A 20,402-nucleotide genomic window follows, 5' to 3' on the forward strand; every position below is an offset into this window, starting at 1 on the left:
GTGCTATTGTTTTTAGGTTTATATGTATTTTAAAGCTTACAATTGGAGCCTGTCCTTTATTCATTGGAGACTTCGTTTCCCGATTCGATTTGTTTTTCAAAACAATCCAGATTATATACGGTAGTGTCCGCAATATTGGTCAATGCGGTATCGGTCAAGAATGCCTGATGGCTTGTTATTAGAACATTCTTGAAGGTCATCAAACGCGCAATTACGTCATCCTGAAGTATCTCATCGGAATGATCTTCAAAAAACAATCCTTCCTCTTCTTCATAAACATCCATCCCAAAATATCCGACTTTTTCTGTTTTTAAACCTTCAATGACCGCTTTGGTATCTACCAGGCCGCCCCTGCTCGTATTGATGAGCATAACACCTTTTTTCATGACCCCAATTTGCTCGGCATCGATTAAATGTTTCGTGTCGGTAGTCAAAGGCACGTGAAGACTGATAATATCCGATTCGGCACATAATGTTCTACAATCGGTATAGCGGGCACCAAATTTTTCTACTAGGTCTTCATCCTTGTTGACATCATAGGCTAGAATTTTACAGCCAAAACCATGAAGTATTTTGATTAGGACCCCTCCAATTTTTCCAGTACCTATTACACCAACTGTTTTCCCGTTCAGATCAAAACCAGTGAGCCCGTTCAAGGAAAAGTTCTGTTCGCGCACCCTATTGTTGGCCCGTATCAATTTTCTGTTCAAAGCCAATATGAGTGCGACCGTGTGTTCTGCAATAGCGTAAGGCGAATATGCGGGAACACGAGCCACCTTGATGTTCATTTCATTCGCCTTTTCCATATCCACATGGTTGTAGCCTGCCGAACGAAGAGCTATGTATTTGACTTCGAACGCACCTAGTTTTTCTAGTATGTTGGCGGATGCATCATCGCCTGTAAATAGGCTTATGGCCTCCGAGCCTTCTGCCAAGGGAACGGTATGCTCGGACAGTCGTTCCTCTAGTAGCCTCAATTCATGTTTGCCGTCATTGGCGGATGTCAAATACGATTCTTCGAATTTATGGGTGCTGAATACCGTTGTTTTCATTTACTATTGTTATTTTATTTGCTAAAAATATTTACGAGTTCGTACAATTCATTATTTACTTGGTGTTGTTTTACCACCTGTTCAAAAGGCGTAAGACTTAATTCATTATTCAAAACCCCGACCATAACATTCTTCTTTTCGCTCAGAATTGATTTTACGGAAGCCACACCTAGTCTTATCCCCAACATTCGATCGGCAGCCGAGGGGTTTCCACCTCTTTGTACGTGACCCAACTTGGTTATACGCAGGTCTACATCAGGCTTCAGTTCCTTGATTTTCGATGCGGCAATCTCGGCACCCAATTCATCTCCTTCAGAAACAATTACAATAAATGCATCTTCACGATTGTAGTTGGCGGCCCTTTTTAAAAGTTGGACAAAATCCTGCCCGCTTTCAGGAATTAAAATGGCATCCGCACCAGTACCCAAAGCTGAATGAATGGCAATGTAGCCCGAATCCCTTCCCATTACTTCCACTATGAACACGCGGTTATGCGATTCAGCGGTGTCCCTGATTTTATCAATATTTTCAATGGCGGTGTTAACGGCAGAGTCAAAACCCAACGTAAAATCCGTGCCTGCCAAATCATTGTCTATGGTTCCAGGAATGCCTATAAATGGGATGTCACATATTTCCGAAAAAACCAATAAACCTTTAAACGTTCCATCACCACCTATCGCTATCAGAGCATCTATATCATTTTTTTGAAGATTTCTCAAAGCCCGCTGTCTTCCTTCCAGCGTTAAAAAGCGTTTGCTTCGGGCTGTTTTTAAAAATGTTCCTCCCCGATGTACCATCTTTTGCAATTTGTGGGCGTCCAAGAGAACTAAATCGCCATCTACTAGGCCCTCATATCCTTTTCGGATACCACTTAACCTGATACCACTTTGTTCTGCTTTTTTTGCAATTCCGTATAAAGCCGCGTTCATCCCCGGGGAATCACCTCCCGAGGTAAATACTGCTATATGTTGACGTTTTATATTCTTCATCTTCTAAGTTTTGTTTCGATAATTTTTAGCGGAACCCTATCATGAATCCGACTCTTCAAAAGCACAGCTCTTATTTTTCATAAAAACGGCAGCCATTTTTTTGTATTCCTCGCCAAGGTGCTCTCCGCACCATTCAAGAAGCACTGGCTGTTCGGAACAAGTGGTATTGCGAACCGCCTTTTTCAGTTCCATCTTTAACAACCTCTTGTCGAAGCTGACTTTTTTCAATATGGTTTCGTGATATTCCAGTGTTTTCATCTGTTCAATTATTTGAAATTTGATTTAATGCTGCCATAGTATCAAGCTATTCTCCAACGGTACGGAAACGCCTTCGTAGCTGGGTACAATGCGAACCGTATAGTGATCGATAGGTCGGGAAGAATTTACCTCTGCATAAAAGTTATGTGCCCCATCTTCCCCCATCCAATCAAATTTCATCTTGATTTTTTCGGGTACTCCACCGTTGATCCCTTCCGCGAACAGTTCTACCTGAACATGTTTTGGGTTTATTCCATTTAACCAGATAGGTACCTTAAAGTGATGTTTTTGGCGTTCGCTTTCGATTTGAACTTGTCCGAATTTTATGGCATCCCATTTAGCTTTGAGCTCATGGCCCGCGCCAACGATTCTTTTCCCTTTAGCCCCTTTTCTCGCTGCGCACTTTTTATAGTTGATCGCCGCTGGCAAATAATAGTCCTCCGTATATTCGCGAACCGTTCGGTTGGTGGAAAAAAGGGGTGTTAAGGTCGCCATACTTTTTCGCATGCGCTCTACCCAAATTTCCGATACTCCTTTTTTGTTACGTGCGTAGAATTCGGGGACGACCTGCTGCTCCAGTATTTCATATAGTGCTGCTGCCTCGTGCGCGTCCCACGCGGGATCATCGCCATGTTCTTGGCCATCGCCCAAGGCCCAGCCCACTTCGGGAGTATAGGCCTCGGCCCACCAACCGTCCAGTACCGATAAATTGAGGCCGCCATTTACAAGTACTTTCATACCACTGGTTCCGCTAGCTTCCCAAGGCCGTCTCGGGGTATTTAGCCATACATCGACACCTTGGACCAAATTTTCCGCTAACATCATGTCATAATCACTTAGAAAAAGGACATGCTTGTACAGATTATGCTGTTGGATAAACTGTACCCATTTTCGTATCAAACCTTTTCCCGCTTCATCAAATGGCGGTGCTTTACCAGCCAGGACCAATTGTACCGGATGTTCCGGGTTGGTAAGGATTCGGACAAACCGTTCGGGATCGTGTAACAAGAGATCCGGTCTTTTATAAGGCACAAACCGGCGGGCGAAGCCCAAGGTCAAGGTATTGGGGTCAAAAACCTGTTCTGTGGTCGTTATCACTTCTGCGGGTAGGCCCGAGACTATTGCCTGCCTCTCAAACCTTACCCTTATAAAACCTACGAGACGATTTCTGGAGCGAGTCCTAAATTCCCAGAGTTTTTCGTCGGATAGTTTCGAAATATGCGCTGTATGGTCAGCGAGTTCACCTCTCCAGCGATTTTTTCCACAGGATTCCGTCCAGATTTCATCTGCATATTTGGAATCCCAACATGGCATGTGCACCCCATTGGTTACATGGCCTACAGGAACTTCGGCTGCCGGCCAGCGCGGGAAAAGATTGTTAAAAAGATTTCTGCTTACTTCACCGTGCAAACGGCTAACACCATTTACCGCCCCGCTGCCACGAATGGCCAGATAGGCCATGTTAAAACTTTCTGATCGGTTATCGGCGTCTGCCTGCCCCAAGGCCATGAGATTATTAAAATCCAAGCCCAGTTGTTCCTTGGCATAAGCTCCTAAATGGTATTCCATTGACGAGGGACTGAAATGATCAAAACCAGCTGCAACCGCCGTGTGTGTCGTAAATAGGTTGCCCGTACGGGTTACGGCTAGTGCCTCCTCAAAAGAAGTTCCGTTTGCCTTCATAAAATCGTTGGCACGTTCCAGAACCAGAAAGGCCGCATGGCCTTCGTTCATATGGCAGACTTCGGGTTTTATATCCAAGGCTTTTAGTAATTTGTAGCCTCCTATACCCAATATGATTTCCTGTTTTATGCGCAGTTCGTGCCCTCCACCATACAGCTCATCGGTAATTCCACGATGGATCGGCAAGTTGGCGGCGTCGTTGCTATCCAACAGATAGAGTCTCGCCCTTCCTACCTGTACCTGCCATGCACGGAGCCAAATCGGATGACCGGGCAACGATACCTTTATACGAAGCCATTCCCCATTCGGTAAGCGTAAGGGTGTAACGGGCAATTGCCCCGGGTCATTATAGGGGAACAGGGCATTTTGCGTGCCGTATTTATCGATTTCCTGACGGAAATAGCCTTTGGCATAAAGTAGCCCAACGGCAACAACGGGCACGCCCAGATCACTAGCCGCTTTTAGTTGGTCTCCCGCTACATTGCCCAGGCCACCGGCATAAATAGGCAGGGCCTCGTTGAGCATATATTCCATACTGAAATAGGCAATGGTCGTAAGTGCTGCCTTCCGATGTTTTTCCTGAAACCATGAAGGAGCGGAATTCGCTTGTTCGTTTGCCTTTAATAGGCCTTTAAGTTTTTCTCGAAAAGCCGGGTCCGTCAAACGCTCCTCCAGTCGATCTCGTGAAACCGTTTGTAGAATGACCCATGGGTTTCGTGTGAATTCCCAGAGTTCCGGATCTAGTTGCTGCCATAATTCATCCGAGGCATGGTTCCACGACCACCGGATGTTCAGGGCCAGTTCAATAAGGGCATCGACTCCCTCGATGTCAGTATGCATCAATCCGTAGAATTGATTTGTACTGTATTTTTGTTTTTTCATCTTTCTATTTCATTTTCAGATTAGTATTCAATCCTATTCATCATGATTTTTCATCGAAAAAATTCTCTATCGCTTTCCAGACTTTCAGTGGTTGCTTCAGAAAGAGCTGGTGGTCGCCATCCTGAACTTCTATCAACTTAGCCTGAGAAAAGGACCTTGCAAAGTTTTCTACATTCGCAAAGGGGGCTACTTTGTCTTTAGCGCCATGAACAAAAAGTATCTTTCTATCCCGTATGTTCTTAATCGTTCTATATAAATTGTTGTTCAGGATAATTTCGTTCAACGAATTATAATAGCTCTGCCAGGTATGTTTTTTCGAGTCCCTAAAAACATCATCGGTCAGATTTTCAGGCTTGAACCATTTGACAATGTATAATGGGTGGAGCATACAGAACAGTTTTCCATAGGGACCTACGGCAAGCTGGTCGAAAAAAGAATCGCCGGACATCTGTTCCAAAAATTGGTTTTTACTTTCGAAAACGGGAAGGCCAATCACCGTAGCTCCCTTAAACCAGTCTGGGTGTTTTGCGAAAAGTGCCAATGATAGCACGGCACCTAAAGAATGACCGACAATAAGACTCTCTCCTCTATCAAAGCCTTCTTTAGAAATGATGTTTTCAAGAGCAGCAAGCTGAATTTCAAGGGTATAATCGCTTTGGGGTTTGGGAGAATCTCCGAAGCCCAATAAATCAACCAATAGAAGCCTGTACGTTCCGGTAATTTGCTCCAAATCCCTTTTCCAGTAGTTTTTGGAACCTGCCAAGCCATGAATCAAGACCATGTCCTTTTCGCCCGAGCCCACTACTTCATAGTTCAACAGCATGGTTTCGGAATCATATTCAGGTGCTAAAGCGACGGTTAGGTATTGATATCCTGCAACAGAGATGAAGAGTATCAATACTGCCGACACTGCCACCAGAGCCCCTTTTACAATTTTCACGATCATGTATTTCATGGTCTTATATTATTAATTTCTACAACCTAAGTTTGTCTTGCTTACGTGTTTTTGAACATCAAAAACTCCATGGGTTTTAGCTTTACCTTAATGAAAAGGCGGTCAGCTTCTTGATCTGTATTCTTTTCTATTCTGATTTTTTTCTTGTTACCATAGATGCAGTCCATAAGGCTGCCCTCTTTATTGATAGTGGTATCAATCGCTATACATTCTTCTTTGGTATCCTTTGGGGAAGAATTATAGACTACGAGAATTTCACCCTGATGCAGAATCCTTGAAAACGCCAGCAGGCATTCCTCACATTCAGGAAAATGAAAATCAAGTCCGTTTTCTGAAGTTTCCCTAAAATACATTCTGCCGAACTTTAGTATGGCCTCTTTCTGCCTTAGATGTGCCAAGACCGAAATTCTCTTGTATATCCATGAATCCTGGTTCAATACGTTGGTCTTCTTGTCGTCGGGATCGAACATTCCTTCCCTGATATACCGGTCATCCGTTCCGTTGCCCTCAAAACCTTGTTCGGTACCGTAATAAATACATGGAGCACCGAGGGCACAAATAAGAAAGCCCACGCCCGCAACAACTTGCTCGGGAGTGGCATTTTGACCAAAACGGTGCTTAAAGTCCATCCCCACCTGATCATGGTCATCGATATAGGTTACCAAGAATTCCCCATACTCACCCCGGCTTAGGGCATTCTTTTGCAAATCCGAATACCGTTGTATCAATCGGTTCGGGGATGAATTCCCCTTTATCACTTCAGCCAAAACACTGTGCAATGGATGATCCAAAATGGAATCAAGCCCATAGTATACATTCCGGTCCTCCGGAAGCATTTTGGGGCCTATATAGGGATTACCCATCTCATCATTACCGATAATCTCACCAAACAAAAAGAAGTTTCTCTTGCCCAAGGAGTAGGCATATTCTCGTATATTAGAACAAAAACGGCTGATATCGCTACCCTTCATATGCTTTACGGCATCCAAACGGAAACCGTCCACATCGGTCTCCCGTATCCAATAACTATGTATCTTGGCCAGTATCTCTTGTAAATCTTCACTAGCAGGGGAACCATCGTTTCTAAATGTTTTTAAGGTAAGGAAGTCACCTTCTTGGGTCTCCGGATACGCATCGAAATTCCTGATCTGCCCTTTACGGTTATAAAGCTCCTGATCTCTCAGTTCGACTGGAAGCGGCCTGTCTTTCTCGCGCCAACCTCCCAGTGGAAAACGTTGTCCACCCGCATAGAAATAATCATAATCAAAAGGATAGGACCAATTATCTCCAGAATGATGCAGAACGATATCCAAAAAGACCCGTATATCCAGATCATGTGCCTTGTCCACCAATTGTTCCAGTTCTTCCTTGGTGCCCCAGCGTTTGTCCACGTCCATATAGTTCTGGATGGCATAGCCATGGTAGGATCCCGGGTTGTTTTCGAACACAGGGCTCAGCCAAAGGGCCGTACAACCCAAATTTTTGATATAATCGATATTGTTGATGATGCCTTTAATTGTCCCCCCAAAAGGCTTTTGCAACTGATCTTTATTCCCGAAACCGGGATGTCGGATATCGAAATTCTTCGAATGCCGCTTATTACTATCATGAAACCGATCAACCATAAGAAAATAAATAATCTCCTCCCGCCATTCCCTGTGACAGTTTACCCAGTACGCTTTGCCCTTTTTAGGGGAAAGATCTACTTCATTTATTGATTTTATCATCATCCAGTTCTTTAAACATTTAAACAGTGGAATATTCCGTATTTGCTTTTACATCGCTTATAATAGTTCCTTCTGATTTATTCCCATAAAACCTATCGAATACCATACAGGCCGTTAGGTCCCCGGTAACGTTGACCGCAGTTCGGAACATGCCAAGCAAGCGCTCAACCCCGATTATTATGATAATTCCTTCGGCCGGAATTCCTGCACTGGATAGTACAGAGGCCAAAATCACCACGCCACCACCCGGTATGGCCGGGGTGCCGATGGAAGCGGCGACTATGGTAACTACCACAACAATAACATTTAGAAGGCCCATTTCAAGTCCATAGGCCTGTGCTATGAACAAGGTCGTTATGGTCTGATAAAGGGCCGTCCCATCCATATTCACAGTAGCCCCGATGGGAATAATGAAATTACTGATGGAGGCATCCACTTTGAGATCTTCCTCCGCTGTTTTTAGCGATAAGGGCATTACTGCGGCAGAGCTTGTTGTAGAGAATGCCAAAAGTTGGACATCCGTGATTTTTTGTAAAAATTTAAACGGATTGCTGCGGCCAAGCAGACTTATCAATACAAGGTAAACACCGACTAATATTAGCAATCCCATCAGTACCACGAGTACATAAAAGCCCAAACCTGAAAGGGAGTTTAGGCCAACGCTCGATGTAAGCTGTGCCATTAAACCAAATACGGCGATCGGAACCAATAACATGGCCCATTTGACCACTGTCATACAGATTTCCTGTATGGCCCCCAAGAGTAACTTTACGGGTTTGAGAAAGTCGTCGGTCAACGATAACACGGCAACACCTATTATAATGGTAAAAATGACGATACTCAACATTTCGCCACTTACCATGGATGCCAATGGGTTTTCGGGCAGTAAATTTGTTATGGCATTCGGAATATCGTTTATTCCAAAGGATAGTTCCGAACTTTCGGCAGTTTTGGCCAATGCATTTGCATGATCGACCTCCGCCTGTTGATGCAGATACTTTCCAGGCCTAAAGATCAGTGCAAGTACGGTGCCTATGGTTACCGATATAATTGTTGTTAATATGAAATATAAGAGCACCCCGCCACCCAACCTTTTCAAGTTATCCTTGTCGTTACTGGCTATTCCGGTAATGATTGAAGCTACGATCAAGGGAATCATGATCATCTGCACTAGTTTCAGGAAGAGCATGCCCGGCAAGGCCAGCCAATTCCCTAAAACATCGGCAGTGCTTTTGGTGATCCAACCGTTTTGGGGGCTTAACAACAGGCCGACCCCGACACCGAGAAACAAAGCAATGATAACCTTGAGCCACAACCTATTTTCTACCAACTTTTGCAGGTAGTGGTTCAGGGATTTTAGTGATTTTATTTCCGTATCAAGCATGCTTATATCTGTATTAAGCTATTGTGATTCTTTTTTCAAGGTAAACCCCCTGAACCGCATGTATCAATTCCACTCCTTCCTTAAAAGGTCTTTGAAAAGCCTTTCGTCCCAAAATAAGACCGGAGCCTCCAGCCCGTTTGTTTACGATTGCCGTTGTGATGGCTTCGGTCAAATCGGACGCCCCTTTGGAACCCCCACCAGAGTTGATCAATCCAATTTTGCCCATAAAGCAATTGGCGACCTGTAAACGGCACAAATCGATGGGGTGTTCCGTTGTCAGGGTTTTGTACATGGCATCGTCATACTTCCCAAATTGAAGGTCTTTAAAGCCAAAATTTGTTGTGGGCAATTTTTGTTTGATGATGTCCGCCTGTATCGTTACTCCAAGATGGTTCGCCTGCCCTGTTAGATCCGCGGCGGTGTGATAGTCCTGTTTATCCGTTTTGAAAGCATCGTTGCGGGTGTAGCACCACAAGATCGTGGCCATGCCGAGGCTATGGGCCTCGGCAAAGGCTTCCGCAATCTCTTTCAACTGTCGATTACTTTCCTTAGATCCAAAATAGATGGTCGCCCCGATAGCTACTGCGCCCATATCCCAAGCTTCCTTGACCTTTCCGAACACGTTTTGGTCATACGTGTTGGGATAGGACAATAACTCATTGTGGTTTATCTTGACAATGAACGGGATTTTATGGGCATATTTACGGGCATAGAGACCTAATGCCCCAAAAGTTGAGGCTACCCCATTACAACCAGCTCCAATGGCCAATTTTATAATATTCTCAGGATCAAAATAATCGGGATTCCTATAAAACGAAAAAGCGGCACTATGCTCAATCCCCTGGTCTACGGGAAGTATGCTTAAATACCCCGTATCCTTTAGATTGCCATGCCCGTACAATTGGGCAAGACTCCGAAGCGTTTGTGGATTTCGATTACTATTGGCAAAAACTTTAGAGACAAAATCAGCATCGGGCAGTTGTAGTTCGTCCTTGGTAATTTTTTCGCTTACGTGGTCCAAATAGAAGGAAGCTTTGTCCCCTAATTGTTCCACTATATTTCCGTATGTTTTCATTGTTGTTGCTATTGATTAATACCTAGACTTTTATTGGTCTTTTCGATGGATTTGTGCGCATCGGTCTCAATACCAGTAAGGGCCCGAATGGCATCGATGGTCTCGGGGATTACGATCGCCTGATTATCGACCACATATGCATAAAAAAGTTCATCGCCCACCACTTTTAGCATATCTTCCCAAAGGGCTACCTCATACATATCGCCCCAAGGTCTTCCCATATCCATAAACATTTCCTTGATCGTATTGTTGGAAACCAATCCTTGATCATAATGGATTAGCTTAATGCGTGTAGAGGTTTTAAAGGCGTTGAGCACTTCTTCTTTAGATGCTTTTTTCCTTAGCTTCACGTTCCAGTAATGCATGTGGCTAAGGGTTTGGGGAACTTTGACCGCTGAAGTAATGACATCCAAATCCGGATCGACACTTTGCGCATCGGGCCCTTGATGACTTGGGATGTCTTTTTCAGGCACCATGGTGTTCATTATACCTCCTAAATGGCTTTCCCATGGGTCGGTGGCCCTTCTTAATAATGTTCCCCGTGCATAATCCAATAAATCTGCCCTTTTTAAAGCGGTCAATGTTCTCAAGATTGATGTGGTATTACAGGAAACCACTCGGGTAGCATCAATATTTAGCGCCGTACTATAATTGTTTTCCGCACTAAAGGAATGTCCTGTGGTTTCGTGTTTTTCGCCACCTTGAACAATGAACTTAATACCTTGTTTTTTATAGACCTCTACGTTCTTTGCCGCTATATTCTTCGGAGTGCAATCCACCACAAGGTCCACTTTATCCAATAAGTCCTGCATATTGCCCATTACCGAAATGCCCGAAGCCTTCATTTGTTTTTCCGCTTCGGTGGTTGCCGCATAGATATCATAATCCTTTCTTACAGCGTTCTTTATGCGCCAATCGCTGATAATGTCGCAAATCCCGACTAGTTTCATGTCATCCTGTAACTGTATGGCATCGGCAACTCTTTTGCCGATGACCCCGTATCCTACTACTGCAATATTTTTCATATCCTTATTATTATTTAACTGTTATTAATTTTTTACTGTTTCCGTGTAATAGTAGCGCGCCCATTACCCCTGCTATCATCGAAGCGAATAGGATGCTTACCTTGGCCGTAAATATTAGGGACTCGTCCGTGAAAGCCAATTCATTTATAAACAATGACATTGTAAAGCCTATTCCTCCAAGAAAGGCCACACCATAAATCATGTTCCAATTCACGTTTTCCGGTAGTTTGGCCAGTTTAAATGCGACCAGCAGTCGTGAAAAAGCGGTAATACCGATAAATTTTCCAAAAATCAGACCTAGACCAATCCCCAAACTAACGGGACTGGATAGTACTTTCAACAAATCTCCATGAAGATGTATTCCAGCATTTGCCAAAGCGAACAAGGGAAGAATTACAAAGCCCACTATTGGGTTTAAAGTCCTTTCCAATTTTTGAAGTGGAGTTTCAGCCTCGGAACTTGCAGTCTTTATATCCTCCAATATCTCCAATTGCGTTTTTGAGATAAGCGTGCCCTTTATCGACTTGGTTTCTTGAAATCTCTTATGCAAACGGTCTAAACGCTCTAAAAAGGTATTCTCCTTAATTTTTACCCTACCAGGAATGGCAAATGCCGTCAGAATCCCGGCAATGGTTGGATGTACCCCTGAAAAAAAGAAGGCCAGCCAAACACCACCGATACCAATGATGGCATAGAACCAAGTGCTTCTCACTCCAGCATAATTGCCTATAATCAAAGCTCCGAAGAACAATAGCCCATGCAGTAAATCCATCTCGGATATACCGGAAGTATAAAATAGGGCAATGACCAAGACGCCTCCCAAATCATCCACTATCGCCAACGTAATAAGAAAAACCCTTAAAGAGGCTGGCAGTCTTTTGCCGACAAGGGCCAGGACCCCTAGAGAAAAGGCAATATCCGTGGCCATGGGAATGCCCCAACCATTAGAAGCTTCGCCCGAGCTATTGAACATAAAATAAACAAGGGCAGGAAGTACCATGCCACCTATAGCTGCACCAATAGGTAGCACCGCATTCTTTGGGGATGAAAGTTTACCACCGATTATTTCACGTTTCAGCTCCAGACCTACTTGTAGAAAGAAGAGGGCCATCAAACCATCGTTGATCCATAACAGCAGTGGCTCCGATAGCTGAAGACTGCCAACGGTAAAGGCAATATCAGTTTGCATTAAGTCGATATAATATTCCTTCCACGGCGAATTGGCCCAGACCATTGCGACGACGACCGTGATAAAGAGAACAACACCACTGTTATTGAGTTCTTTGGCCGTGCTGCCGAAGAATTTAATAATGCCGTTATTTGTAAGGTGTTTAGACATCAATACTGGATTTTTTTGTGTTTACATCCTTTTCCAAATGATTTTCGGAATTATCCTTTGTTTGAGTTTTCGCAGTATTATTAAGTTTGAAATTCCTAATAATTACCCTATTGCTCTTTTCATAGGAAAAATAGCTTACGGCCCAATTGAAGCCGACCAATAACTTGTTTCGAAACCCACTAATGGATAACAGGTGTACGACCGACCACAGCAACCAGGCAAAATAGCCGGCAAACTTTAGTTTACCTAGATCTGCAACAGCCTTGCGCTTACCAACGGTAGCCAAAGAACCCTTGTCCTTATAGCTAAATAACCCTATTGGTTTATCATTGATGATCCCCATCAATGTGCAGGCAAGGTATTTTCCCTGTTGGATGGCCGCCTGTGCTACCTGTGGGTGGCCTTTTGGGGTCTCTTCGGAAATCAGGGCGGCAATATCCCCGATGGCATAAATGTTTTCTTGACCGTCTACTTTCAAATAAGCATCGGTTTTTAAGCGATTTCCCTTCACTACATGCCTCTCATCGATACCCTTTGGGAAGTCCCCTTTTACACCTGCCGTCCAAATTAAGTTCTTGGCCAAAATCGTCTTCCCACTTTTGGTTTGTACGATCCTACCATCATAATTGCTAACGGACTCTTTCAGCAATACTTTCACGTTTAGATTTTCCAAATAGGTCAGGGTTTTTGAAGAAGCTTTGTCGGACATGGCCGAGAGCACTTCGTCCATAGCTTCCACCAAATAAATGTTCATTATGGAAGAAGGGTACTCTGGATAATCCTTTGGTAGAATGTATTTACAAAACTCCGCCAAGGCACCTGCCATTTCTACCCCTGCAGGGCCACCGCCCACAATCACAAAATTGGTAAGGGCATCGCGTTCCTCATCATCGCATGTAATCGCGGCCTGCTCCAAGTTTTGCAACATCATGTGGCGGATGTTCAGGGAATCCCGGATATCCTTCATGCCCAAACTATTTATTTCCACTTCTTCCATACCGAAGAAGTTGGTCTTTGTTCCCGTAGCCAAGACCAGATAATCGTAGGTAAGTTTTCCTTTGTCCGTTATGACAGTATTGGTAGAGGCTTGAATTTCCTTTACCTCGGCCAGCCTGAAGCTTACATTCTTATACCCCTTAATTTGTTTTCTAAAAGGGAACACAATACTATCGGGTTCGAGGCCGCTAGTGGCTACCTGATAAAATAAGGGTTGGAATTGATGAAAGTTGTTGCGGTCTATCAGTACAACCTGAATATCTTTGTTTTTCAGCCCTTCCACCAATGCTAGACCCGCAAAGCCCCCTCCAACTATAACTACCCGTGGCAACCTAGAATTTGGCAAGCAGATAGCTTCCGTCACTTTACATGTATTGTTGTTGATACGGTCTAACATTTGGTTATTGCTCATTAACTTTTTACTGATTATTTTTCTCTTTCGAGTCGCGTTTCCGTACTATCATGACGGAACAGTCGGCATGCGTTGCCAAGGACTGGGAAACCGAGCCAAGCAGAAATCTGGAAAATGCACCATGACCCTGCGACCCGACTACGATTAAATCGGCATCAAAGGCTTCCGCCTTTTCCAAAATTGCACTTTTGGGAAGGCCATTGACCACCGCTGTTGTTATAGACAATGCGCTATTATTGTCACTTAATGATTTTGAAGCTTCATTAACAAGATCTTCTGCTGATTTTTTCGCATTGGATACCGTTTCTTCATAATAATTGCCAAGTGTGCCGCCCAATGGAAGGGCACCAGGAGCGGCCAACATGGGATTTTCGAACACATTCAAAATACATACTTCGGTACCCGCAGGCAACGGCAGCGCTGCAAGTTCATCTATGGCGACTTTACTAAAGTCAGAACCATCTATTGCTAATACTATTTTCATCTTTTTAAATTTATTTGTTCATGATTAATTATGCTTAATTCCCATATTGCCAAATCAACTTACGACCAAGGGTTTCATCAATTTTTTCCAATACAAATGCTCGTATAGCCCCGACCAGTACATTCCGAAAGTGAAAGCGAACAACAGTTCCTCAACGGGGATACCAATAACCAATATATGGGTCAGGTTCTCCAGATTCCAGTAGAGTTCCACATAATCGGGATAGAACGGAAGGATGCTACCGAAATAAATAAAGTAGAGCACCGTGAACAATAGACCTCCGATCCAAATCTTTTCTATTAAATCTGGCCTGCAATACAGCGTTGCCAAACCGCCCATGAACATGGCTAGAATCCCACAATAAATATGGTTCAATTCGGTAAAAAGACTCAAGGCCCCGAAAACCAAAACTGGAACAAAGAGAATATATACATGCAGGGAGTGTCTTCTATGACTTCTTTCGGTGTGCGGGAATTCAACGTAGCCACGTTTAAAAATAAGATTATACAATACCGTACCAATACCCCCAATAGCGAATGAAAAGATGAGACTTTCAATATCGAAGCCTGTCTTTATCGCCAAATCAAAAAGGGACGGCGGATGCCAATATTCAGGAACGAACAAAGGTTCTGTAAGCCCGAAGGGCATCGTTATCCAACTCATTTTGAGCATTTCCTTCCTAGAATCCTTTTTCAGGAGGTAAACCAGGCCCCAAAGGGCAAGGAGGATAAGCGACCATATAAACCAAACGTATTGCATAGGAATCTTCTAGTTGATATAATTATGTCCAGATTCAACAGGTCTTCCCTGTCGCCGAACTGTTTATTGAATATTTTACTAAAGGAATACACCAAGGCCAGCTGCACATGGTGCCCGATTTTACCAAATAAGTTTCCATTGGCCCCCTTGTTATTTTACCCATTTTTTGGCACTTACCACTAGCAGATTGTCAGGAAAAAACAATATACCAGCGGTCAATGCAGTGCCATATTCTAAAGCCTCTTCTATCCACAAGCTTAGATTATCTCCTCTTAATTTGTGCGTTATAAAAGCCTGCAATGCATGCTCCGATAAGCCATCCCAGAATAAAGGTTTGTACGATGCCAAAGAGAGCCTCCAGTAGGGGGACATCCATTCTTATAATATTGGTCGTGTCCAGACCGTGCAATAGGCTATTGAAAAATAATATGCTCCCTTCTTGCCCTGCGGTAGCCATGACGACCATACAGCCCAGATAAATCAAGGCTCCTGTGAGACCGAATGCAAAACCAAGTTTTTTTACGTTTAATCGATACATGATTGTTGTTTTTATGTTAATAGTTGTTCCAAATTCATTTGTGGAGTAAAGACCCTTTGTGCTAAACCAAAATTTTAATTAATGGTTCTTTTCCATACTTTTTTTGTACTCCATCTTATTGTGCATAGCTTTTTCCAATTCCTCATGCTCCAAAGTGTGGTCACAAAAGGTGTTGCTCAAAAGGCTGTCATTGGCAATGACCGGCATAAAATGATGGGTGGTCAATAGCATAAGGTCAGGGTATCCAGTAATCATATCGCTCAGTTTACCGGCGAGAATGGTATCGTTTGCCGCTGCTTTTACGAGTTCGTCTACCATCATGCCCGTGGCATGATCATTATCCATCATTTTGGTAATATACTTTTTGCCCAAATCGTGGTCTTCGACCATCAAGGTCAAGACTTCCTCTTGTTTAGAGGGGTTCTTAAGCATATCCTTTACAGCACTTTCCTGTTTTTGTGCACAGGCCGATAATGTGAAAACGGCCAATACAATTCCTACTGCTTTTTTGATTTTTGTTTTCATTTTGATTCATTCTAAGTGTTACTAATTGCTTATTATTCCTAGTGTCATGTTAAAGTTGAAATGACACTATTCGGATTTTAGAATCCTTTTTGATTCTTCAAATTCCTCTTTTGTAATTTCCCCATTGGCAAATCTTTTTTTGAGAATTGCGAGAGGGTCTTCCTTCTTTGATTTTCGGTACGGGATATCGTATGGCACAAAGAAGATCCATATTAAGAGGATCAACCATATGATCCACCATACGAAGTGCATACCGCCCCAGTGTCCGTCAAAAAAATGCATAGTTTTAGATTTAAAGATTAATAGTTGTTCGTTGTTGGACTATTTGTCCGATCTTAAAAGATTCCTTGATTGCTCATATTCCTCCTTGGAAATCTCGCCCTTGGCAAACCGGATTTTGAGCGTTGTTACCGGATCGTCTTCATTGATTTCTGCATCAGATGTGCCAGACGGCGCAAAAAAAATCCAGCCTAAAGCCACTAACCAAATTGCCCACCAGATAAGGTGCATTCCCCAAAAAAATCCATCTCTGTAAAACATGTTCTTAATTTTATGGTTACTATTATTTTAAATGATCTCAGTAATGGTATAGCCCTCAAGTTTGTTGAGTTGCTTTTGCAAATCTTCTACTGAAAGTTTCTCCTTCATACTGATGATCGTCTTTCCTTTTGGGCTTAAAAAGATTTCCGTTTTCTCAATGTCCGGGTGTGCTTCCATGGTTTTTTTTACCCTTGCTATACATCCGCCACAGCTTATTCCGTTTATTTGATATTTATGTTTCATTGGTTTCTGATTTTTTTAATGATGGCTATGGCCCTTATGTTCCTCATTGGTTTCAGATGCCAACGATTTTTTTTTACCATATTCGTGTTGCTTATTATTCTGTTCCGAATGGTTATGCCTACCGTGGCCATGTGCGCCATGCGGCATAAAGAGATGAAACACGAACATCAGGATGATAAAGCCAAAAAGTCCGTTATATCCCGTAATGCCCAATGCTGGGGCGAAAAAAATTAATAGTAACGGAAGTCCGCAACCGATAACCATCCATATCCAATGACCTTTCATGATTTCTATTTTTTAGTGTTAAATTTTATATACTTTAATGATGATCGCCATGACTTTGGCTTTTGCTCAATTCCAATTTGGCCTGTTCAATATTATCTACTCCTTTCTCGGCCATCATATCCATGCAAGACTCCATACAATCTTCGCTCATCATGCCTTTTTCATGCATCATTTTCATCATATCGCCCATCATCATTCCATCTTTCATCATGGATTGCATCATGTTTTTCATCATCATGCTATCTTTCATCATGTTTTTCATCATCATGCTATCTTTCATCATCATTTGCATACCCTGGCCTTTCATCATATTACCCATCATCTGTTGGTTGCCCTGCATCATCTGCATGGCATGGTCGTTCCCTTTCATATTGTCCATGAATTCGGTCATATAGCTGTGATTATTGGCAATTGCATCAAAGAGTGCCGTTCTCGTTTGTGAATTTTCGAGCATAGCATTAGAATCTGTTTTCTGGTTGCAACTGGATAGGATAACCATTGCGAATACCGAAATAATGATTGTTATTGTTTTCATAGTGTTATATTTTAATTATGATTCAATTGTTATCTTTTTTTGGAATTTTGCTCCCATAGCTAAGCATCTATTACTATGGGAGCATCTACCTCTAACCCTAATTTGCTGATTTAAGAAACTCTTCAATTTTTTTACTTTCATTTTCGGTAAGATTGGCCCTTACCCTCATATGGAGGCTAATGGTTTCCCAATCGGTATCGTTATAATCTGCTGGAGATGGGGCAATATGACAGCGATTACAGGTCTCTCCCCAAAGCTGTGCTCCTGATTTCTCTATCTTGAAATCATCAGCTGTATCCGCTACCGTTTCGGCGGGCACATCCGAATATTTTGTCTTGGTTGAAGAGCACGCAACCACTGTCAAACCCGTGATGGCCAGTAAGGCCAAGACTATCGATAATTTATATGTTGTTTTCATTTTTTTGCTTTTTATGATTCGATCAAAATCCTATGGCCCAATGCAGAAATAATCCATCTGTATTTGTGATTCCATTACCGTCATGGCCTCCTTCTGTTTCCGTGGTCTGGTAACTCAACTTGACTACAGAACGCCAGCTCAGCCAATAGTTGACGCCAAAGGCATACTGAACTGATTTTTCCTCCCATTCGGCACCCTCGGGAGCATTGAAATCTGAATATCTTCCAACAAACTCCAATTTCTTGACAAAGTCATTGCTTGCCATTGTAGGCCTATAGCTCAATTGCCCATAAAAGGAATTACTTTGGTTATCAAAAGAGTATTCTTCTGCGATACCATCCTCCAGTTCTGTAAAAGTTGCCGTATCCACATTGGAATTATTGTATTGCGCCTTTACGTCAACTACGCCGCCTATTCCTGATATTTGTTTGACAAAGGAAAAATCCAAGGCATAGAGAAAGGCACCGATATCTTCATATTCTGAATCTTCTTCCCCCGTTCCACTAGTGGAATACGCTGAAAACCCTATTTCTGTGGAAGAATCAGAAAAAGGCAGCAACCCGATTCGACCCCCATAAGCCTTGGCAAGATTGGTGTCCTCATAATTCTCGAATTGAAGCATCCCCGCTTCTTCAGGTTCCAAATTACCGTCCTTGAGACGTGGACCGTTTGTGGAGTATACCGAATAGTTCAAAGTAGGGCCTCCCAAATCAAATGCCCCTCTTAATTCTACCCCTATACCCGAGGAAGGTGCAATCCCGTCATGCCCATAGCCCAAAGGCGTATTGGGCAATCTGTTAATCCATGCAGGATGCAAGCGTTCCATAAAAGTGCCAAATGGTAAAAGAAATTTTCCGGCCCTAACGGTCATGTTTCTATTAAGTGCATACATAACGTCCGCATATTCCAAACCGGTTTCCAGTTCGTTCCCTTCAAGAACAAACTCCAGTTCTGCCTCGAACATCAGCCTATCTGAATGTTTATAAAGAAATATTGGAGCAAAGGCCGCACCCAAAAATGTGGATTCTGTTTCATCGCCAGAATCCATATACTCAAATCCTGTATGCCCGTAACCACGCAGCATAAATTGGGTCTTGCTCGGTTCAAACGTGTTATAGGTCTGGGCGTATGAAGTTGTACCTAAGACCACTACTGTTAGAAAATATATTAGCTTTTTCATTGTTTCAAGGTTCTGATATAGTTAATCAATTCCCATCTTTTCTTTTCGGGAAGAGCGGTTTTATAGGAGGCCATGGGTGAGCGTCCTTCCTCTAGTTTCCAGAAAATTGCGCCGTCGGTCTGGGCTTGGAACTCGGCACTGGTCAAATTGGTCGGTAGCGGCTTTAATCCTGCGCCACCAACGCCATCACCTTTGCCCTTGGCTCCATGGCAGACCACACAGAGCATTCTGTACGTCCTTTTCCCGTTTGCCACTGCATCTGTGTCCCCCTTTAAGGGGTTGACAATCTTATCGGCACTTGCAGGGGCTACCCATTTTTCTTGGGCATGGCCATTGAACCCGAGAATTAACAAACCTGTGACCATTAATATGGTCCAAATACGTATGTCTCTTTTGTTTTTCATTTTATTGGTATTGAATTGTTAGTAAATCTATTTTTTGTTGGATGTTTACATCTGCATAATTTTCGTTCTTATCTATATAATTTCGTCCAGGAAGCTTCTTTCCCATACTTGGCTGTTTTTATAATCTGTCATGCTCAATCCAGTAACATTTTTAAACTGTCTGGATAAATGGTTCACGCTACTATAATCAAGTAGATAGGCTATGTCTGAGAACGCATGCTGTTGCAACTGTATGAGCTCTTTGACCCTTTCGACCTTCAGTTTTATAAAGTACTTTTCAATGGTAATGTTCTCTTTTTTAGAGAAAATCTTGCTCAACATCTTATAATCGCGATGTAGTTCTGCTGCCAAATGTTCGGAAGTCTTTTCCTTAATATGTAAAGGAAGGTCTGTTACAAGTTCGATTAAGGTGATCTTGATATTCTCAACGATCATTTCCTCCTCGTTCTTGGCGATTTCAAATCCGTTGGAATGAAGCACCTCCGCTATTTTCAAATCGATTTTTTTATCGATTTCAGTAGTGATACGGACTGATAGTTTGCCCAGTTCAAGGGAAAGCACTTCTACACCGATTTCTTCAAGGTCTTGCTTTATGACCTTAAGGCACCGACTGCAGACCATATTCTTGATCCAGTATTCTCTCTGAGAATCCATACTTTAGGGTTTATTGAATGTTCTAATTGCTTATGTCCGTAAGGACTCATTATTATTTGG

General features: G+C 42.9%; 24 protein-coding genes. All 24 read right to left on the reverse strand.

Annotation, left to right across the window (positions count from 1 at the left end; genetic code table 11):
* Window positions 1–56: 56 nt before the first annotated feature.
* The 24 genes from ACZ41C_RS15240 to ACZ41C_RS15355 all read right to left on the reverse strand — a co-directional run bounded on the left by ACZ41C_RS15240 (window position 57) and on the right by ACZ41C_RS15355 (window position 20,342).
* Window positions 57–1,052: a 2-hydroxyacid dehydrogenase gene (locus ACZ41C_RS15240; RefSeq protein WP_275615852.1), complete on the reverse strand. Its 996-nt coding sequence runs from the start codon at window positions 1,050–1,052 to the stop codon at window positions 57–59.
* Between the two features lie 14 nt (window positions 1,053–1,066).
* Entirely contained in the window at window positions 1,067–2,041 is a 975-nt protein-coding gene (locus ACZ41C_RS15245; protein ID WP_275615851.1) for an ATP-dependent 6-phosphofructokinase, read from the reverse strand.
* 39 nt (window positions 2,042–2,080) lie between these two features.
* Window positions 2,081–2,299, reverse strand: a complete 219-nt coding sequence (locus tag ACZ41C_RS15250) for a hypothetical protein (RefSeq protein ID WP_275615850.1) — start codon at window positions 2,297–2,299, stop codon at window positions 2,081–2,083.
* 24 nt (window positions 2,300–2,323) lie between these two features.
* Entirely contained in the window at window positions 2,324–4,864 is a 2,541-nt protein-coding gene (gene glgP, locus ACZ41C_RS15255) for an alpha-glucan family phosphorylase (RefSeq protein ID WP_464562628.1), read from the reverse strand.
* Between the two features lie 40 nt (window positions 4,865–4,904).
* Window positions 4,905–5,819: an alpha/beta fold hydrolase gene (locus tag ACZ41C_RS15260; protein WP_464562630.1), complete on the reverse strand. Its 915-nt coding sequence runs from the start codon at window positions 5,817–5,819 to the stop codon at window positions 4,905–4,907.
* A 41-nt stretch (window positions 5,820–5,860) separates the two neighbouring features.
* Entirely contained in the window at window positions 5,861–7,549 is a 1,689-nt protein-coding gene (locus ACZ41C_RS15265) for an alpha-amylase family glycosyl hydrolase (protein WP_464562632.1), read from the reverse strand.
* A 16-nt stretch (window positions 7,550–7,565) separates the two neighbouring features.
* The gene (locus ACZ41C_RS15270; protein WP_464562634.1) at window positions 7,566–8,930 is read right to left on the reverse strand and encodes a dicarboxylate/amino acid:cation symporter; all 1,365 of its coding nucleotides are present in this window, start codon (window positions 8,928–8,930) and stop codon (window positions 7,566–7,568) included.
* Window positions 8,931–8,943: 13 nt separating this feature from the next.
* Window positions 8,944–10,005: a class I fructose-bisphosphate aldolase gene (locus ACZ41C_RS15275; RefSeq protein ID WP_464562636.1), complete on the reverse strand. Its 1,062-nt coding sequence runs from the start codon at window positions 10,003–10,005 to the stop codon at window positions 8,944–8,946.
* A gap of 8 nt (window positions 10,006–10,013) precedes the next feature.
* A complete protein-coding gene (locus ACZ41C_RS15280; protein ID WP_464562638.1) occupies window positions 10,014–11,030 on the reverse strand; it encodes a type II glyceraldehyde-3-phosphate dehydrogenase in 1,017 nt (338 codons plus the stop codon).
* Between the two features lie 10 nt (window positions 11,031–11,040).
* Window positions 11,041–12,369, reverse strand: coding sequence for a Na+/H+ antiporter NhaA (gene nhaA / locus ACZ41C_RS15285; RefSeq protein ID WP_464562640.1), 1,329 nt, complete (start codon window positions 12,367–12,369; stop codon window positions 11,041–11,043).
* A complete protein-coding gene (locus ACZ41C_RS15290; protein ID WP_275615843.1) occupies window positions 12,362–13,777 on the reverse strand; it encodes an NAD(P)/FAD-dependent oxidoreductase in 1,416 nt (471 codons plus the stop codon). The genes nhaA and ACZ41C_RS15290 overlap by 8 nt, the downstream gene beginning before the upstream one ends.
* Window positions 13,778–13,784: 7 nt before the next feature.
* Window positions 13,785–14,261, reverse strand: a complete 477-nt coding sequence (locus ACZ41C_RS15295) for a universal stress protein (protein ID WP_275615842.1) — start codon at window positions 14,259–14,261, stop codon at window positions 13,785–13,787.
* Window positions 14,262–14,315: 54 nt separating this feature from the next.
* Complete coding sequence (locus tag ACZ41C_RS15300) at window positions 14,316–15,020, reverse strand: lycopene cyclase domain-containing protein (protein WP_318344307.1); 705 nt, start codon at window positions 15,018–15,020, stop codon at window positions 14,316–14,318.
* A gap of 262 nt (window positions 15,021–15,282) precedes the next feature.
* A complete protein-coding gene (locus ACZ41C_RS15305; protein ID WP_275615840.1) occupies window positions 15,283–15,558 on the reverse strand; it encodes a DUF5676 family membrane protein in 276 nt (91 codons plus the stop codon).
* 78 nt (window positions 15,559–15,636) lie between these two features.
* Window positions 15,637–16,083, reverse strand: a complete 447-nt coding sequence (locus ACZ41C_RS15310) for a hypothetical protein (RefSeq protein ID WP_275615839.1) — start codon at window positions 16,081–16,083, stop codon at window positions 15,637–15,639.
* Window positions 16,084–16,149: 66 nt separating this feature from the next.
* Complete coding sequence (locus tag ACZ41C_RS15315) at window positions 16,150–16,365, reverse strand: SHOCT domain-containing protein (RefSeq protein ID WP_094997493.1); 216 nt, start codon at window positions 16,363–16,365, stop codon at window positions 16,150–16,152.
* A gap of 39 nt (window positions 16,366–16,404) precedes the next feature.
* Window positions 16,405–16,623, reverse strand: a complete 219-nt coding sequence (locus ACZ41C_RS15320; protein ID WP_414459864.1) for an SHOCT domain-containing protein — start codon at window positions 16,621–16,623, stop codon at window positions 16,405–16,407.
* Between the two features lie 27 nt (window positions 16,624–16,650).
* Window positions 16,651–16,866 carry a heavy-metal-associated domain-containing protein gene (locus ACZ41C_RS15325; protein WP_275615837.1) on the reverse strand — a complete coding sequence of 72 codons (216 nt, stop codon included), beginning with the start codon at window positions 16,864–16,866 and terminating at the stop codon, window positions 16,651–16,653.
* A gap of 15 nt (window positions 16,867–16,881) precedes the next feature.
* Complete coding sequence (locus tag ACZ41C_RS15330) at window positions 16,882–17,151, reverse strand: hypothetical protein (protein ID WP_275615836.1); 270 nt, start codon at window positions 17,149–17,151, stop codon at window positions 16,882–16,884.
* A 34-nt stretch (window positions 17,152–17,185) separates the two neighbouring features.
* On the reverse strand, window positions 17,186–17,686 hold the full coding sequence (locus ACZ41C_RS15335) for a hypothetical protein (protein ID WP_275615835.1): 501 nt from the start codon (window positions 17,684–17,686) through the stop codon (window positions 17,186–17,188).
* Window positions 17,687–17,783: 97 nt separating this feature from the next.
* Window positions 17,784–18,104, reverse strand: coding sequence for a hypothetical protein (locus tag ACZ41C_RS15340; protein ID WP_275615834.1), 321 nt, complete (start codon window positions 18,102–18,104; stop codon window positions 17,784–17,786).
* A gap of 22 nt (window positions 18,105–18,126) precedes the next feature.
* Window positions 18,127–19,284 (reverse strand): porin family protein, encoded by a 1,158-nt coding sequence (locus tag ACZ41C_RS15345; RefSeq protein ID WP_464562646.1) that lies wholly within the window; start codon window positions 19,282–19,284, stop codon window positions 18,127–18,129.
* Window positions 19,281–19,688 (reverse strand): c-type cytochrome, encoded by a 408-nt coding sequence (locus ACZ41C_RS15350; protein WP_275615832.1) that lies wholly within the window; start codon window positions 19,686–19,688, stop codon window positions 19,281–19,283. Before ACZ41C_RS15350 ends, ACZ41C_RS15345 begins: the two co-directional genes overlap by 4 nt.
* Window positions 19,689–19,760: 72 nt before the next feature.
* Window positions 19,761–20,342, reverse strand: a complete 582-nt coding sequence (locus ACZ41C_RS15355) for a helix-turn-helix domain-containing protein (RefSeq protein WP_094997501.1) — start codon at window positions 20,340–20,342, stop codon at window positions 19,761–19,763.
* Window positions 20,343–20,402: the final 60 nt, after the last annotated feature.

The organism is Maribacter sp. C-4077 (assembly GCF_055378385.1).